15 protein-coding genes are annotated in these 16,815 nt (G+C 70.8%); 9 read left to right on the top strand and 6 right to left on the bottom strand.

Annotated features, from left to right (window positions below; genetic code table 11):
• Positions 1-97: 97 nt before the first annotated feature.
• Together lon and AB0H84_RS17970 are read left to right on the top strand one after the other, a co-directional pair.
• Positions 98-2,455, top strand: a complete 2,358-nt coding sequence (gene lon, locus AB0H84_RS17975) for an endopeptidase La (protein ID WP_357604694.1) — start codon at positions 98-100, stop codon at positions 2,453-2,455.
• A gap of 67 nt (positions 2,456-2,522) precedes the next feature.
• On the top strand, positions 2,523-3,650 hold the full coding sequence (locus AB0H84_RS17970; RefSeq protein WP_357604691.1) for a Fic family protein: 1,128 nt from the start codon (positions 2,523-2,525) through the stop codon (positions 3,648-3,650).
• Here AB0H84_RS17970 and AB0H84_RS17965 read toward each other — a convergent pair.
• On the bottom strand, positions 3,647-4,075 hold the full coding sequence (locus tag AB0H84_RS17965) for a MarR family transcriptional regulator (RefSeq protein ID WP_357604689.1): 429 nt from the start codon (positions 4,073-4,075) through the stop codon (positions 3,647-3,649). The two genes, AB0H84_RS17970 and AB0H84_RS17965, sit on opposite strands and share 4 nt — an antisense overlap.
• A 112-nt stretch (positions 4,076-4,187) precedes the next feature.
• Here AB0H84_RS17965 and AB0H84_RS17960 point away from each other — a divergent pair, with 112 nt between their 5' ends.
• The 7 genes from AB0H84_RS17960 to AB0H84_RS17930 all read left to right on the top strand — a co-directional run bounded on the left by AB0H84_RS17960 (position 4,188) and on the right by AB0H84_RS17930 (position 12,218).
• Positions 4,188-5,282: an FUSC family protein gene (locus AB0H84_RS17960; protein WP_357604686.1), complete on the top strand. Its 1,095-nt coding sequence runs from the start codon at positions 4,188-4,190 to the stop codon at positions 5,280-5,282.
• A complete protein-coding gene (locus AB0H84_RS17955) occupies positions 5,266-6,441 on the top strand; it encodes an alpha-amylase family protein (protein ID WP_357604684.1) in 1,176 nt (391 codons plus the stop codon). Before AB0H84_RS17960 ends, AB0H84_RS17955 begins: the two co-directional genes overlap by 17 nt.
• A 288-nt stretch (positions 6,442-6,729) precedes the next feature.
• On the top strand, positions 6,730-7,686 hold the full coding sequence (locus AB0H84_RS17950) for an ATP-binding cassette domain-containing protein (RefSeq protein WP_357604681.1): 957 nt from the start codon (positions 6,730-6,732) through the stop codon (positions 7,684-7,686).
• Entirely contained in the window at positions 7,683-8,339 is a 657-nt protein-coding gene (locus AB0H84_RS17945) for a methionine ABC transporter permease (protein ID WP_357604678.1), read from the top strand. Before AB0H84_RS17950 ends, AB0H84_RS17945 begins: the two co-directional genes overlap by 4 nt.
• A 9-nt stretch (positions 8,340-8,348) precedes the next feature.
• A complete protein-coding gene (locus AB0H84_RS17940; protein ID WP_357604676.1) occupies positions 8,349-9,170 on the top strand; it encodes a MetQ/NlpA family ABC transporter substrate-binding protein in 822 nt (273 codons plus the stop codon).
• A 127-nt stretch (positions 9,171-9,297) separates the two neighbouring features.
• Positions 9,298-10,830, top strand: coding sequence for an AMP-binding protein (locus tag AB0H84_RS17935; RefSeq protein WP_357604673.1), 1,533 nt, complete (start codon positions 9,298-9,300; stop codon positions 10,828-10,830).
• A 152-nt stretch (positions 10,831-10,982) separates the two neighbouring features.
• Positions 10,983-12,218 carry a trypsin-like peptidase domain-containing protein gene (locus tag AB0H84_RS17930; protein ID WP_357604670.1) on the top strand — a complete coding sequence of 412 codons (1,236 nt, stop codon included), beginning with the start codon at positions 10,983-10,985 and terminating at the stop codon, positions 12,216-12,218.
• 70 nt (positions 12,219-12,288) lie between these two features.
• Here AB0H84_RS17930 and AB0H84_RS17925 read toward each other — a convergent pair whose 3' ends face one another.
• From AB0H84_RS17925 to cydC, 5 genes are all read right to left on the bottom strand, one after another.
• The gene (locus AB0H84_RS17925; RefSeq protein ID WP_357604667.1) at positions 12,289-13,029 is read right to left on the bottom strand and encodes an ABC transporter permease; all 741 of its coding nucleotides are present in this window, start codon (positions 13,027-13,029) and stop codon (positions 12,289-12,291) included.
• Positions 13,022-13,903: an ABC transporter ATP-binding protein gene (locus AB0H84_RS17920; protein ID WP_357604665.1), complete on the bottom strand. Its 882-nt coding sequence runs from the start codon at positions 13,901-13,903 to the stop codon at positions 13,022-13,024. Before AB0H84_RS17920 ends, AB0H84_RS17925 begins: the two co-directional genes overlap by 8 nt.
• Positions 13,900-14,223: a transcriptional regulator gene (locus tag AB0H84_RS17915; RefSeq protein WP_357604662.1), complete on the bottom strand. Its 324-nt coding sequence runs from the start codon at positions 14,221-14,223 to the stop codon at positions 13,900-13,902. The genes AB0H84_RS17920 and AB0H84_RS17915 overlap by 4 nt, the downstream gene beginning before the upstream one ends.
• Positions 14,220-14,843, bottom strand: coding sequence for a hypothetical protein (locus AB0H84_RS17910; RefSeq protein WP_357604660.1), 624 nt, complete (start codon positions 14,841-14,843; stop codon positions 14,220-14,222). Before AB0H84_RS17910 ends, AB0H84_RS17915 begins: the two co-directional genes overlap by 4 nt.
• Before the next feature lie 83 nt (positions 14,844-14,926).
• The gene (gene cydC, locus AB0H84_RS17905; protein ID WP_357604657.1) at positions 14,927-16,615 is read right to left on the bottom strand and encodes a thiol reductant ABC exporter subunit CydC; all 1,689 of its coding nucleotides are present in this window, start codon (positions 16,613-16,615) and stop codon (positions 14,927-14,929) included.
• Between the last annotated feature and the right edge of the window lie 200 nt (positions 16,616-16,815).

Below are 16,815 nucleotides of genomic sequence, written 5' to 3'. Positions count from 1 at the left end.
CAAGATTACGATCGCCGTGAGCGAACATCGTCAAGAGAGGGAACAACGCCGGGCTCCAATGAATTGAGTCGGTATAACTCAACCCTTTGGAGTTCGCATGAGTGAGAGTCTGATCCTCCCGGTCCTGCCGCTGGACGACGAGGTCGTACTTCCGGGCATGGTCGTCCCGCTGGACCTGTCCGACTCCGAGGTGCGCGCTGCCATCGACGCGGCCCGTGCATCCGGTGGCAACAAGCCGCGGGTCCTCCTCGTTCCCCGGATCGACGGCCGCTACGGCGCGATCGGCGTGCAGGCCGTGGTCGAGCAGGTCGGGAGGCTGCCCGGCGGCGAGCCCGCCGCCGTGGTCCGGGGCGTCAACCGCGTTCGCGTGGGCACCGGCACGACCGGCCCCGGCGCCGCACTGTGGGTCGAGGCCGACACGATCGACACCGTCGCCGCCGGCGAGCGCGCCCAGGAGCTGGCCAAGGAGTACAAGGCCCTCGCCACCACGATCTTGCAGAAGCGCGGCGCCTGGCAGGTGGTCGACCAGGTCAACCAGATCGACGACCCCTCGGTGCTGGCCGACAGCTCCGGCTACACCCCCTGGCTGACCACGGCGCAGAAGGTCGAGCTGCTCGAGGCCGCCGACCCCGCCGACCGGCTGGCCAAGCTGGTCGAATGGTCTCGCGAGCACCTCGCCGAGCTCGACGTCGCCGAGACGATCCGCAAGGACGTCCAGGAGGGCATGGAGAAGCAGCAGCGCGAGTTCCTGCTGCGCCAGCAGCTCGCCGCCGTGCGCAAGGAGCTCAAGGAGCTCAACGGCGACACCGAGACCGAGGAAGAGGACTACCGCGCCCGGGTGGAGGCCGCCGACCTGCCGGAGAAGGTGCGCGAGGCCGCGCTCAAGGAGGTCGACAAGCTGGAGCGGACTCCCGACCAGTCCCCCGAGACGGGTTGGATCCGCACCTGGCTGGACACGGTGCTCGACATCCCGTGGAACACCCGTACCGAGGACAACTACGACATCCCCGGCGCGCGGGGCGTGCTCGACGCCGACCACACGGGCCTGTCCGACGTGAAGGACCGCATCATCGAGCACCTGGCCGTGCGCAAGCGCCGCCAGGACAAGGGCCTCGGTGTGGTGAGCGGCCGCCGCAGCGGCGCCGTGCTGGCGCTCGCCGGCCCTCCCGGGGTCGGCAAGACCTCGCTGGGTGAGTCCGTGGCCCGCGCGATGGGCCGCAAGTTCGTCCGGGTCGCGCTCGGCGGCGTACGCGACGAGGCCGAGATCCGCGGCCACCGCCGCACCTACGTCGGCGCGCTGCCCGGCCGCATCGTCCGCGCCATCCGCGAGGCCGGCTCGATGAACCCGGTCGTCCTGCTCGACGAGGTCGACAAGGTCGGCGCCGACTACCGCGGCGACCCGACGGCCGCCCTGCTGGAGGTGCTCGACCCCGCCCAGAACCACACGTTCCGCGACCACTACCTCGAGGTCGAGCTGGACCTGTCCGACGTGCTCTTCCTGGCCACGGCCAACGTCCTGGAGGCCATCCCCGGGCCGCTGCTGGACCGGATGGAGGTCGTCACGCTCGACGGCTACACCGAGGACGAGAAGGTCGCGATCGCCCGCGACCACCTGCTGCCCAGGCAGCTGGAGCTGGCCGGGCTGACGGCGGAGGAGGTCACGGTCGAGGAGGACGCGCTGCGCAAGCTGGCCGCCGAGTACACCCGCGAGGCGGGCGTCCGGTCGCTGGAGCGCGCGGTCGCGCGGATCCTGCGCAAGGTGGCCGCCAAGGACGAGCTGCCCGTCACGGTCGGCGCGGACGACCTCGTGGGCTACCTCGGGCGGCCGCGGTTCGTGCCGGAGTCGTCCCTGCCCGAGTCCACTCAGCGCACCTCGGTGCCGGGCGTGGCCACGGGCCTGGCGGTCACCGGCGCCGGCGGCGACGTCCTGTACGTCGAGGCGTCCCTGGCCGACCCGGAGACCGGCGAGACCGGCCTCACGCTGACCGGCCAGCTGGGCGACGTGATGAAGGAGTCGGCCAGGATCGCGCTGTCCTACCTGCGCTCGCACGGGGCGGAGCTGGAGCTGCCGGTCACCGCGCTGAAGGACCGCTCGGTGCACGTCCACTTCCCCGCGGGCGCCGTGCCCAAGGACGGCCCCTCGGCCGGTGTGACGCTGACGACCGCGCTGGCGTCCCTCCTGTCCGGCCGTCTGGTGCGCAGCGACGTGGCCATGACCGGTGAGATCTCGCTGACCGGGCGGGTCCTGCCGATCGGCGGCGTCAAGCAGAAGCTCCTGGCGGCGCACCGGGCGGGCATCACCACCGTCCTCATCCCGGCCCGCAACGAGCCGGACCTGGACGACGTGCCCGAGGAGGTCCGCAACGAGCTGACCATCCACGCGGTGAGCGACGTGCGGGAGGTCCTCGACATCGCGCTGACCCCGGCGCAGGTCGCCTCCACGGTCGCCGCATAATCCCGGCATAAATGGGCGAATCATTCAGTCACTTGACTGGATGGTTCGCCCATGTTGTTTTGGCGGCATGTTGTACGAGACCCCGGCGCTGGAGCCCGTGGACAAGGGCGTCCTCGAGGAGATCGAGGAGATGCGGCGCGACCTGAAGTACCGGCTGGCGGGGACACACCGGTGGGACGGGCAGCTGGGCAGGCAGCTGCAGGCGCGGGCGATCCAGGGCTCCAACTCGATCGAGGGCTACCAGGCCAGCGTCGAGGACATCCAGTCCATCATGGCGGGAGAGGAGCCGCTGGAGACGTCGCCGTCGGTGGCTCAGGAGATCGCGGGCTACCAGCAGGCGCTGACCTTCATTCAGCTGCTCTCTCGGGCAGCGGTGTTCCGGTTCGACGTCGGGCTGCTCAACTCGCTCAACTTCATGATGATCGGCCATCATCGCGACAAAACTCCTGGTGTGGTGCGACCTGGCGGCATCTATGTGCGCAACTCCGCGACCGGAGAGGTCGTCTACGAGGGCCCGGATGCCGACGAGGTGCCTGGCCTGATGGACGAGCTCATCGAGTGGCTGAACGGTGGAGACCTCGACGCACCGAGCTATGTGCGGGGCGCAATGGCGCATTTCAACCTTGTCGCGATCCATCCATGGCGTGACGGGAATGGCAGGATGTCGCGCGCCCTGCAGACACTGGTCCTCGGCAGGGATCAGATTCTCACGCCCGAGTTCTCGTCCATCGAGGAGTGGCTCGGCGTGGGCGAGAACACGATCGACTACTACCGCGCGCTTCGCGAGATTCAGCAGGGCATGTGGCGGCCGCATGGTGGGACGCTGAGCTGGGTGCGGTTCTGTCTCAAGGCGCATCACATGCAGGCCCAGCGGGTCCGCCAGCGCCTTGCCGAAGCCGGCGAGATCTGGATGCTCCTGGAGCAACAGATCGACGCCGACGGGCTCAACAGCCGTACCGTCTCCGCGCTCTACGAGGTGTTCGTCAACAGGCGCCTGCGCAGGAGCCGCTACCAGGCCGACGAAGGCCTCAGTCAGGGGCAGGCCGCGCGCGACCTGCGCGATCTCGCCGCCAAGGGGTGGCTGCGGCCGTACGGCGAGACCAAGGGCCGCTTCTACGCCCCGGGGCCGCGCATGGAGCGGATCAAGGCGGACTTCGCCGGACGGGTCACCCCGCTGCGCGACCCGTACCGCTAGGTCTGGAGCTGCTCGAGCAGGTCGGCCGCCACCGCCAGGATGCGGCACTCGGCGGGGGTGAGCTTGCCGGCCAGCGCCTCGGCCAGCCACTGATCCGCGGTGCTCACCTGCTGCGTGAGCGCCGCGGCGCCGCGCTCCGTCAGGACGATGTGGTGCCTGCGGCGGTCGGTCTCGCCGCGCGAGCGGCGGATCAGGCCCTGCTCCTCCAGCGAGGCGAGCACGCGGGTGACGGACTGGGGCTGGAGATGTTCGGCGGCGGCGAGCTCTCCCGCCGTCAGCGCGCCGCGCCTGTGCAGGTGGCCGAGCAGGGAGAGGGCCAGGCGGCCGAGACCCTGCGCGGGCCGCTCGTCGCGCAGGCGCCTCGCCAGGCCGATGGTCGCCCGGCGGAGGGACACGGCTGTGGCACGCAGCTCCTCGTCGTCCATGATTATTACGATAACACTTACTAATTGCCCCGCTAAGCCAGGAAAAATAGGCGCAACTTGATACGCAATGCGTAGGAAAGTGGAGTAGGCTCCCCCGTCGAGGAGGTGCCGCATGCGGATCGAGCTGCGATCCATGGTCGCCGCCGCGCTGGGGCTCGGCGGGCCGGTCGCGTGGGGCGTCGCCATGGGGCGGCCCGCCCTCGGCGCTCTGGCCGCGCTCGGCGCCCTCGCCGTGAGCGGCGTCTCCCTGGGCGGGAGCGCGCCGGACGCTCCCCGGAGTCGCGCGCACGTCCTGGTCCATGGAGCCGCCGTGGTGGTGGCCACGGCCGCGGCGGGGCCCGCCGGGGTCGCCGTCGCGGGGCACGGGTGGCTGACCGCGGTCACCGTCGTGCTCGTCGCGGGCGTGCTCGCGACGGCAGGGGGCATCAGCCGTCCCATGGCCGAGCACAGCACGCGCTTCATCGTCTTCATGGTCATCAGCACCGGCGCGGCGAAGGGCGTCGAGCCGGTCGCCGCCGCCGTGCTGTTCGCCGAGGGGGCGGCCTGGGGCCTGCTGGTCACCGCGCTCTGCCTCCACACGGGACGCCTCCACACGGGACGCCTCCACACGGGACGCCTCCACACGGGACGCCTCCACACGGGACGCCTCCGCCGTGGCGCTCAAGAAGGCCGCCCGCCCGCCGCTCGACCGGCCCCCACGGCGAGAGCGCTGCTGCGGCGCTGGTGGGGGACGCTGAGGAGCGCGCACGGATGGCAGTACCCCATCCGCCTGACCGCGTGCCTCGCCGCCGCCGAGACCGTCGGGCTGCTGTGGCCCCAGCCGACCGCGTCATGGATCGCCGTCACCGTGGTGATCCTCGTCCGCCGCCGGCCGGACGGATCGGCGCGGCGGTCGGTCGAGCGGGCCGCCGGCACCGCCGCCGGAGTGATCGCCGGATCGACCGTGCTCCTGTGGGTACCGCCTTCGTGGCTGCTCGTGCTGTTCGTCGCCGCGCTGGCCGCAGCCAGGCCAGTGCTCAAGGAGCGCAACTACGCCATGTACGCGACCGTCATGACCCCGCTCGTCCTGCTGCTGATGGGGGACGTGTCACCGGCCACCCTCGGCTACCGCCTGGCCGACACGGTGATCGGCTGCGCGATCGCCCTCGCACTGGCCTGTGCGCCGTACGTACGGAAGAAGGAGGCGCTTCGTGCCGCCGTGGGCTGAACATGCGATCTTCTGGCACGTCTACCCGCTCGGTTTCGGCGCGGGCCGGCCGCGCCCGCTGCGGCACCTGGCCGGCTGGCTGGACTACGCCGTCGAGCTGGGCTGCTCGGCGATCATGCTGGGGCCGGTCTTCGCCTCCGAGACGCACGGGTACGACACCGTCGACCATTTCGCGATCGACCCCCGCCTCGGCGACGAGCGGGACTTCGACCACCTCGTCGAGCAGGCACGCGACCGCGGGCTGCGGATCGTGCTGGACGGCGTCTTCAACCACGTGGCGCGGTCGTTCCCCGCAGGGGAGGGCTGGCTCCGGCGCCGGCCGGGATCCGGCGAGTACGACACGTTCGAGGGGCACCACCACCTCGTGGTCCTGGACCACGCGGAGCCGGCCGTGCGCGAGCACGTGACGGCCGTCATGGACCACTGGCTCGGCAGGGGAGCGGCCGGGTGGCGGCTGGACGCGGCGTACGCGGTGCCCGCAGGGTTCTGGGCGCAGGTGCTGCCCGGCGTGCGCGAACGCCACCCGGACGCCTGGTTCTCCGGCGAGGTCATCCACGGCGACTACGCCGACTACGTCGAACGGTCGGGGCTGGACTCCGTCACCCAGTACGAGCTGTGGAAGGCGATCTGGAGCTCGCTCAACGACCGCAACCTGTTCGAGCTGGCCTGGGCGCTCGACCGGCACAACCGGATGCTGGAGACGTTCACGCCCCAGACGTTCGCCGGGAACCACGACGTCACCAGGCTCGCGACCAGGCTCGACGACCCCCGCCACCTCGGGCACGCGCTGGCCGTGCTGTTCACCGTGGGCGGCCTGCCGAGCGTCTACTACGGCGACGAGCAGGCGTTCCAGGGGCTCAAGGAGGAGCGCGAAGGCGGCGACGACGCGATCAGGCCCGCCTTCCCCGACACCCCCGCCGGGCTCGCCCCGGACGGCTGGCCCGCCTACCGTACGCACCAGCGCCTCATCGGCGCGCGCAGGCGCCACAAGGGCGCGGCGACCGCCCGCACCACCGTCGAACACCTCACCGGCACCGCCGCCGTGCTGCGCTCCGGCGCGGGGATCACGCTCCTGCTCAACGTGGGCGACGAGCCGCACCGCTTCCCCGGCCTCGGGGAGGTCCCGCCGCACGCCTGGGAGATCATCGAGGAGAAGTGAGTCACCTCACACCGCGAATCGGGAATGGAGCTTGGTAAAGGTCCCGTTAGGACAGGCGTGACAGAGAACGCCGTGTGTTGTCCGGGCCGAATGCTGAGCCGCTGACGCGACCCCCGCCCGCCCCGTTCTCGTCGAAAGCCCTCCACATGATCGCACCAAGTTTCGTGCTGCGCAGGCTGAGCCACCTGCCCTTCCACCCCGGCACGCGCTGACTCCACGCGCTTTCTTCCGGGTGATGTACGTTCCCGCGGCCCCCTGACGGGCCGCCCTCAGTCGTGGGGATATTCCGTGATCCAGGCTTCCGGCCTGCGCAAGCAGTACGGGGAGACCGTCGCGCTCGACGGCGTCGACCTGCACGTGCGCGAAGGCGAGATCTACGGCGTGCTCGGCCAGAGCGGCGCCGGCAAGAGCACGCTCCTGCGCTGCGTCAACCTGCTCGAACGCCCCACCGCGGGCACCGTCACCGTCGCCGGGCAGGACCTGACCGCGCTGCGCAGCGCCGAGCTCAACCGCGCCAGGCAGCGCATCGGCATGATCCACCAGCACTTCGCGCTGCTGAGCTCGCGCACGGTCGCGGGCAACATCGCGTTCCCGCTGGAGATCATGGGCGTGCCCAGGGCCGAGCGCGACCGGCGCGTCGCCGAGCTGCTGGAGCTGGTCGGGCTCGCGGGCCGCGGCAAGGACCGCCCCAACCAGCTCTCCGGCGGACAGAAGCAGCGGGTCGGCATCGCCAGGGCGCTGGCGGGCAACCCGTCCGTGCTGCTGTCGGACGAGGCCACCTCCGCGCTCGACCCGGCCACCACCCAGTCGATCCTCGCGCTGCTCAAGCGGCTCAACACCGAGCTGGGCCTGACGATCCTGCTCATCACCCACGAGATGAACGTCGTCAAGAGCGTCTGCGACTCGGTCGCCATCATGGCGCACGGCCGCATCGAGGAGTCCGGCGCCATCGCCGACCTCATCAGGACGCCGGGATCCCGCCTGACCAGGGAGATCTTCCCGCTGCCCGAACCCGCCCCGGCCGGCTCGGTGACGCTCACGTTCACCGGCGACCCGCGGCAGCCGGTGGTGTCGGAGGTCGTCAGGAAGTTCGACGTGGACCTGAGCATCCTGGGCGGCTCGATCGAGGACCTCGCCGGCGGCTCGGTGGGCCGCCTGCGCGTCGCGCTCGACGGGGCCGAAACGGCCGCGGCACTGGCGTACCTGCGTGACGCGGGCCTGATCGTGGAGGTGGAGGGCTCATGACCTGGGAGGAGATCCTGCCGCTGCTCTGGCCGGCGACGCTGGAGACGGCGCAGATGGTCGGCTGGTCGACGCTGTTCACCGCGCTGCTCGGGCTGCCGCTCGGCGTGGCGCTGGTGGTGTTCGACCGGGGCGGGCTGCGGCCGCTCCCGGCGTTCAAGTCGGGGCTCGGCTTCGTGGTCAACATCGGCCGGTCGCTGCCGTTCATCGTGCTGATGATCGCGATCATCCCCTTCACCAGGCTCGTCGTCGGGACGACGATCGGGACGGCCGCGTTCGTCGTGCCGCTCACCGTCGGCGCGGTGCCGTTCTACGCCCGGCTCGTCGAGACGGCGCTCAGGGAGGTCGGCGCGGACGTGGTGCAGGCGGCGCAGGCCATGGGCGCGAGCCGCACCACCATCGTGCGCAAGGTCCTGCTGCCCGAGGCGCTGCCCGGGCTGGTCGCGGGCCTGACCGTGACCGTCGTCGCGCTCATCGGCTACTCCGCCATGGCGGGCACGCTCGGCGGCGGCGGCCTGGGCGACCTGGCCGTCCGGTACGGCTACCAGCGGTTCGAAACGCTGCTGATGATCGTGACCGTCGTCCTGCTCCTCGTGATCGTGCAACTTCTGCAGAGCCTGGGCGACTGGGTCGCCCGGCGCCTATCCCACAAGTAAGGAAAAATCATGAAATTTCGTTATATAGCGGGTGCTGTTGCGCTGGCCTTGTCGCTCGCCGCATGCAGTACGTCGCAGTCCGCGACGAAGACGGCTGAGTCGGCCGACACGGTGCTGAAGGTGGGCGCGAGCCCGGTGCCGCACGCGGAGATCCTCAACTTCGTCAAGCAGAACCTGGCCCCTGCCGCCGGGCTGAAGCTGGAGGTCGTGGAGTTCACCGACTACGTGCAGCCGAACGTGCAGCTTGACGAGGGCCAGCTGAGCGCCAACTTCTTCCAGCACAAGCCGTACCTTGACGACTTCAACGCCTCCAAGGGCACCAAGCTGACCTTCGTCACGCCGGTCCACCTGGAGCCGCTGGGCCTGTACTCCAAGAAGATCACCTCCGTGTCGGCGCTGGCCGGCGGCGCGACCGTGGCCGTCCCCAACGACGCCACCAACTTGGGCCGCGCGCTCAAGCTGCTCGCCGACAACGGCCTGGTCAAGCTCAAGGACGGCGTCGGCACCGCCGCCACCGAGCGCGACGTGGTGGACAACCCGAAGAAGCTGCAGTTCAAGCCGCTCGAGGCGGCTCAGCTCCCGCGCTCGCTCGAGGACGTGGACGCCGCCGTGATCAACGGCAACTACGCCATCGAGGCCGGGCTCAAGCCCGCTTCGCAGGCGCTGGTGCTGGAGAAGACCGAGGGCAACCCGTACGTCAACGGCCTCGTCGTCCAGGCCGGCCACGAGAAGGACGCCAACATCGTCACCCTCGGCAAGCTCCTGCAGGACCCGAAGGTCAAGGACTTCATCAAGCAGAAGTACGAGGGCTCGGTCATTCCCGCGGAGTGACCCGCATGTGAGCGGACCGCCGACCATGCCAGGCCGCGATCTCGATGCCGAGGTCGCGGCTTCGCGCTTTCACGCGCGCCTGCGACGGGTGGTGGCGTGGCGACGGTCGGCCGAATAGTGTTCGGTCATGTATCCGGGAGCCATCGCAGCAGTCACCCCAGACAAGCCCGCTGTGATCATGGCGGGCTCCGGACGGATCATCACCTACCGCGAGCTCGACGAGGAGTCGAACCGGCTGGCCCACCTGTTCCGCGCCGCCGGCCTGCGGCCGGGCGACCACATCGCCTTCATGCTCCCCAACCACCCGCTCTTCCTGGCAGTCGCCTGGGCGGCGCTCCGCTCCGGCCTGTACTACACGCCGATCAGCTCGCGCCTGCAGCCCGACGAACTGGCCTACATCGTGGACAACTGCGGCGCCCGGGCGTTCGTCTCCAGTGCCGAGCTGGCCCCCGTGGCCGGCTCGGTCAGCGCCGCCCCCGGCGTGGAGATGCGGCTCATGCTGGACGGCGTGGCCGAGGGCTTCGAGGCGTACGAGGAGGCGGTCGCCAAGCAGCCGGCCACCCCGGTCGACGACGAGTGCATGGGCGCGGACATGCTCTACTCGTCGGGCACCACCGGACGGCCGAAGGGCGTGAAGATCCCCTCCGCGCACGGCCCGCTCACCGAGCCGGGCGCGCTGCTCCATCTCGTCCAGGCGCTCTTCGCGCCGTCGGCGGAGAGCGTCTACCTCTCACCCGCGCCGCTCTACCACGCCGCGCCGCTGCGCTACAGCCTGACGTTCCAGCGGCTCGGGGCCACGGTGGTGGTGATGGAGCGCTTCGACCCCGAGGGGTTCCTGGCGCTGGTGGAGCGGTACGGGGTCACGCACGCGCAGCTCGTGCCGACGATGTTCATCAAGATGCTCAAGCTGCCCGACAAAATTCGTACAAAATATGACCTCTCCTCGCTCCAGTGCGCGATTCACGCCGCCGCCCCCTGCCCCGTCCCCGTCAAGGAGCAGATGATCGACTGGTGGGGCCCGATCATCCACGAGTATTACGCGGGCACCGAGGGCAACGGCTTCCTCTATGTCAACTCCGAGGACTGGCTCCGGCACAAGGGCACGGTCGGCCGCTCGCTGCTCGGCGTCGTGCACGTCTGCGACGAGGACGGCAACGACGTGCCGCCGGGCGTGGACGGCACGGTCTACTTCGAGAACGGCGCCCGGTTCGAGTATCACGGCGACCCGGACAAGACCCGCTCCGCGCGGGATCCCCAGGGCAGGGGCTGGACCACTCTGGGCGACATCGGCCGCCTGGACGACGAGGGCTTCCTCTACCTCACCGACCGCCGCTCGTACATGATCATCTCTGGGGGTGTGAACATCTACCCGCAGGAGGCCGAGAACGTGCTGTCGGTGCACCCGAAGGTGGCGGATGTGGCGGTGTTCGGGGTGCCGGACGAGGAGATGGGGGAGCAGGTCAAGGCCGTGGTCGAGCCGGTGTCCATGGCGGAGGCGGGCCCGGAGCTGGAGGCGGAGCTGATCGCGTACTGCCGCGAGCGTCTGGCACACTACAAGTGCCCGAAATCGGTGGACTTCCGCGAGGCACTGCCGCGCCACCCGACGGGCAAGCTTTACAAGCGCCTGCTCAGAGACGAGTACTGGCCGGTACGCGGGTAAAACTCGGCAATTTCCTACGCCCCCGCCCCGGCTCCCCACCTCGATCGATAAAGCAGCCGTCAACCCTCTCACCAACCTCAAAGGACCGGCTTAACCAGCTCTTACGTCGGTCTTGGCACCCTTGAGTCATCGGGACTCGAGGGAGATGACAGATGAACGCGAATGAGCCTCGCGAGCAGGGCACCGGCGGGTGGAGCCAGTTCGGCAACACCCCGCCGGCCCCCGGGGGCTTCCCCCGCAGAGACACACAGATCCTTGGACAGCCGCTTCCTCCGCCCCCGCCGCCGAAGAAGCCCGGCCTGTCCGTCATGGGGCGCAGGGCCATCGCGGGCCTCGCGCTCGCGGCCACGGCCATCGGTGGCGGCGTCGTGGGGGCCGTCGTCGCCAACTCGTTCCAGCCCGAGCCGCTCGCCAGCAGCGCCACGCCGAGCCCCGTCTTCAAGTCGGCCTCCAACCAGCTCACCATCGCGCAGGTGGCCGCCAAGGTGCAGCCCAGCGTCGTGATGATCCAGGGTCAGACCGGCGAGGGCTCCGGCGTCGTGCTCTCGGAGGACGGGCTCATCCTCACCAACAACCACGTGGTCGAGGGTGCCAACCAGGGCGGCGGGCAGATGACCGTCAAGTTCAACGACGGCAAGACCGCCAAGGCCACCGTCGTCGGCACCGACCCGGCCACCGACCTCGCCGTCATCAGGGCGGAGGGCGTGTCGGGGCTGACCAAGGCCACGCTCGGCGACAGCGACATCGTCAAGGTCGGCGACCCCGTACTGGCCATCGGAAGCCCGCTCGGCCTCGACGGATCCGTCACCGCCGGCATCGTCAGCGCGCTCGACCGCACGCTCACCGTCGGCGGCGAGCAGCGCCAGCAGATCCCGCCGGGCTGGGGCCTGGAGCAGCAGAGCCAGGGGAGCGGGACCACCACGATCGGCGGCGCCATCCAGACCGACGCCTCCATCAACCCCGGCAACTCCGGCGGCGCGCTCGTGAACGCCGCGGGCGAGCTGATCGGCATCAACACCGCCATCGCCTCGGACGCCGCGGGCGGCGGCGTCGGCTTCGCCATCCCGGTCAACACCGCCAAGCAGGTCGCCGAGCAGCTCATCAGCAATGGCAAGGTCAGCCATGCCTTCCTCGGCGTGAGCGTCACCGACGCGACGGGCGACGTGCCGGGCGCCCTCATCAGGCAGGTCACCGAGGGAAGCCCGGCGGCGAAGGCGGGACTGCAGCAGGGAGACCTGATCACCAGCATCGGTGGCAAGGCGGTTGACGGCGGAGATACTGTAGTTGGGCAGGTCAGAGGTTTCAAACCGGGCCAACAGGTCAAGATCACATACATGAGGGACGGCAAGACGCACGACGTCACCGTGACCCTCGAAGAGAAGAAATAACCAGGACCCCCTCCCGGACGGGTGTGCCGTCGAGATCGCTGCGGACTCGGCGGCACACCCCCCATTTGTCTCAGGAGAAGCGCCGGCCCTCGTCGCGCCGGTAGGCCCAGCCCGCCGCGAGCGCGAGGGCTATGGTCCACACGGCCAGCATGACGAGCGCGACCGGGTCGGGCCTGAGGTCCGCGGTCACCGCCCAGAGCAGCTCGGCCGCCCCTCTGGCCGGCGTGTACGGGGAGACGGCCTCGATGAAGCCGGGCAGCGCCGCGGGCGGCAGCAGCAGCCCGCCGACCACCGCCAGCGGGAAGAACATGATCTGCGACACCGCGATCGCGCCCTTCGAGCTCATCAGGAAGCCGATCAGCAGGCCCATCAGCATGAACGGGATCCCACCCACGACCAGCGCCACCAGCCCGAGCAGCAGCCGGACCGGCGTGATCGTGGCCGCCGTGAGGAAGGCCGCCACCAGCAGCACGGGGATCACCGAGACCAGCATGACGGCCACGGTGGTGAGGATCCGCCCGGCGAAGCGGGGGAACGGGCCTGCGGGGAGCGTGCGCAGGTACGGGTTCCAGGGCTGCTCGCGGTCCTGCGCGACACTGATGGCGAGCCCGATCAGCGCCCCCGACATCGCGCCGAAGAACATCAGCGACGCCGTCGCCGTCGTGGCTGCCTGGGGATCGCCGCCCGCGAACGGCACCACGAAGGCCAGCATCGACACGGCCGGGAAGAACGCGCTGGCCAGGATGCTGATCGGCACCCTGATCTGCTCCAGCACGAGATAGCGGGTGTGCGCGAGGACCAGGCTAGACATGCGCGGACTCCTTCGAGGTGATGGCGAGGAAGGCCTCCTCCAGGGTGGTCGGCCTGATCTCGAGCCCGGAGAACGGCGTGCCGCTCCGCACCAGCTCGACGACCAGCCGGTCGGGGTCGGCGGTCATCAGATGGATCCGGCCGTCCTCGCGTTCGGAGCCGATCACCCCGGGCAGCTCGGGCAGATCCGCCGCGGAGAGCGAGACGCGCCGCACGCCCACGATGTCGCGTACGGCCCGCACGGTGTCGTCGGCCAGCACGCGGCCGTGGCCCACCACCACGACCCGCTCGGCCAGGGCCTCGATCTCCTCCAGGTAGTGGCTGGTGAGCAGGACGGTGCCGCCGCCCTCGTGGAAGGCCCGGACGCCCTCCCACAGCGAGCGCCTGGCCTCGACGTCCAGGCCGGTCGTGGGCTCGTCCAGGAAGACCAGCTTCGGGTCGCCCGCGAACGCCAGCGCCACCGCCAGCCGCCGCTTCTGCCCGCCGGACAGGCCGCCGATCTGCCGCTTGACCAGGTCTTGGAGGCCGAAGCGCGCCAGCAGCTCCTCTTTCTCCGCCTTTTTCGGGAAATGCGCGGATACGAAGTCGACGATCTCGCCGACGCGTAACGACTCCGGCAGCCCGGTCTCCTGCGGAGTCACGCCGATGCCGCGCCGCGTCGCCGGGTCCTGCGGGGAGCCGCCGAGCAGCTCGACCGTGCCGGATGTCGGGCGGCGCAGCCCCACGAACAGGTTGATCAGGGTGGACTTGCCCGCGCCGTTCGGGCCGAGCAGCCCGACCAGTTCGCCCGCCCTGATGTCGAGTGAGAGGCGGTCGAGCGCGAGCACGTCGCCGTAGCGGCGGCTGACCTCGATCGCTCTGGCGAGGACCGTCATGACATTCCTCCTGCGCTGTCGAGCAAGGCGCGGATCGCCTTGGTGTAGTCCTCGAAGGCCAGCCGTCCGCGCTTGGTGAGAGCCACGAACGTGACCGGGGTGCGGCCCTTGTGCGTCTTGGTGATCTGGACGTATCCGGCGTCCTCCAGCTTGGTGAGGTGCACCGACAGGTTGCCCGCGGTCATGCCGAGCAGCTCCTTCAGTGCCGGGAACGCCATCTCGTTTCCCTCGCCGAGCATGTTCAGCGCGGCGACCACCCGGAGCCTGGCCTGCGCGTGGATCACCGGGTCGAGCTCGGGCGGCGCCTGGTCCGCGCTCACCGGCGGCGCCTCAGCCACAGGCCGGCGACGATGAAGCCGCCTCCCAGCAGCACGGCCGTCAGCAGCGCGTGCCAGCCGACGCCGAGCAGCACGCCCAGGGCGTCGACGGCGGCGACCCAGACGCCGATGAAGAACATCGGCCAGTAGAGCCAGATCGCGCCCCCGGCCATGTTCATGACCGCGACGATCATGAGCGACGCGCCTCCCCAGGCGAGGCCGCTCTCATCGGGAGGCAGGAGGGAGCTGAGCCTGACGCAGATGACCCACACAAGCAGCATCCCGGCGAACCATGTGTACCCGTACATCGTACCCCTGGCCGTGTGGTCGCCGCGGACTCCTCTGTTCATCCGCACGATCCCGAACGCGGCCACCGCCCCGGCCACGAGCTGCGCGCTCATCAGCACCGCCAGCGCCTGCGTCTGGGAGATCGGCGCGTACGAGTGGCCGTCGAGGCCGTAGTGCAGGAAGAGCGCGGTGAAGCCGAGCAGCCAGGCGACGCCCCAGGGGACGTAGAGCAGGAGCGGGTCGCCGTACAGCCACCGCGCGGTGGCGGCGCGCTGCTCCTCGATGACGCGCAGCATCTCCTCGGGACTCGCCACGTGGTCGTCGTCGCTCGCCATCGCAAACCCCTCGCTCTCTCAAACTGGTTTGTACTTTAAACCAGATTGCCGCGCCAACTCAATCCCTCTCTTCAGGCAGGGACTCAGCGCCTGGTCAGGACCTCGGACTCCCACAGGTCGCGGTAGTAGCCGGGCACGGCGACGAGCTGGTCATGCCGCCCTCTCTGGATGACCCGGCCCTCCTCGAGCACGACGATCTCGTCCACGCTCTCCAGCCCTCGCAGCCGGTGCGTGACCAGGAGCGTGGTGCGGTCCCTGGTGACGTCGAGCAGGTCGCTCATCAGCCGGTCGGCCGTCTCCTCGTCGAGCGCCTCGGCGGGCTCGTCGAGCAGCAGCACGGGCGGGTCGTACAGCAGCGCCCTGGCCAGCGCCAGCCGCTGCAACTGGCCGCCGGACACGGTCCTGCCGTCCTCGCCCAGCTCCGCGTCCCACCCGGTCCGCTCGACCCATCCGTCGAGCCTGGCATCCCGTACGGCGCGATCGAGCGCCTCGTCGCCGGCCTCGGGGCCCGCGAGGCGCAGGTTGTCGCGGAGGGTGGTGCGGAAGATGTACGGGTCCTGGGTGAGCCCGGTCATGAGCGTCCGCACGTCGTCACCCGCGAGGTCGCGTACGTCGACGTCGTTGACGCGGATGCTGCCCGACTCCGGCTCGACCAGCCGCATCAGCGCGGCCAGCAACGTGCTCTTCCCCGCGCCGCTCGGACCGACGATCGCGACCCGCTTGCCGGGGGTGAGCGTCAACGACACCCCGTCCAGCGCCGGCGCTGTTTCAGCGGCGGGGGTGGGGTGGCGGACCACCAGGTCGTCGATCTCGACGGTCAGCGGGGAGGCGGGCAGGGGTGCGGGCGCCGGGGGCTCCGTGACGGCGGGGGTGGCGGAGCGGACCTCGCGCAGGCGCCGGAGCGCGGCCGTGATCCCCGCCAGGCGCTCGCCCGCCGCGGCCAGCGGCAGCACCGGCTCGAACGACACCAGGGCGGTCAGCGCGAGCACGGCCGTCGCGACCGAATCGGCGCCCGCCCCCTGGGCGAGCAGGACGATGGCCGCCACCGTCAGCCCCTGCACCAGCGTGCCCCCGGCCAGGGCGGCGGCGTGCACGCGGGCCTGGCGGCGCTCGAGCGCGGCCAGGGACTCGTCGGCGGCCAGCGCCTTGGCCAGCGCCTCGTCGTCGGCGCCGTAGGCGGCCAGGTCGGCGGAGCCGTGCACCAGGTCCGCCACCCGGCCCGCCAGGGCCGCCCTGGCGGGCGCGATCCTGGCCGACCAGCGGCGGGCGGCGGCGGCCGTACCGGCGGGCAGCGCCACCCCGGCCAGCACCAGCCCGGCCACCAGTACCAGCGCCGTCACCGGCAGGACGGTCAGCCCGATGACCACGGCCGCCAGCCCCGCCGCGGCGGCCGCGGCGGCGGGCAGCAGGCAGCGTACGAGCAGGTCCTGTACGGCCTCGGTGTCGTCCACCATGCGGCTGAGCAGGTCGGCGCCGCCGTGCCTCGGCTGCTGGGGCGGGACGAGGGCCTCGTAGAGGCGTTCGCGGGTGCCTGCCTGGGCGCGGAGCGCGACGTCGTGACCGGTGAGGCGTTCGGCGTAGCGGAAGACGCCCTTGCTGGTGGCGAACGCCCTGGTCGCCACGATCGCCACGCTCAGGGCCGCGAGCGACGGCTGCTGCGCAGCCCGGGTGATCAGCCACGCGGCGGCGGCGATGAGCCCGAGCCCGGCCAGGTCGGCCGCCGCCCCGGCCAGCACGGCCCAGACCAGCCGCACTGCCATGCGCCGGTTCACGGCCTGCCCCCTTCGGACCACTGCATGCGCCGGTTCACCGTCCGCTCCCTTCGGCCTGCGCCGTGATGTCGGTCTGCGCCGTGATGCCGCCCTGTGCCGTGATGTCGGCCTGCGCCGTGATGTCGGTCTGCGCCGTGATGCCGCCCTGTGCCGTGATGTCGGCCTGCGCCGTGATGTCGGTCTGCGCCGTGATGCCGCCC

The sequence above is a fragment of the Nonomuraea sp. NPDC050786 genome, assembly GCF_040654115.1.
In the GTDB taxonomy this organism is placed as follows: domain Bacteria; phylum Actinomycetota; class Actinomycetes; order Streptosporangiales; family Streptosporangiaceae; genus Nonomuraea.
The sequence above is the reverse complement of the archived record's forward strand: the minus strand, read 5'-3'. Positions and strand labels throughout refer to the sequence as shown.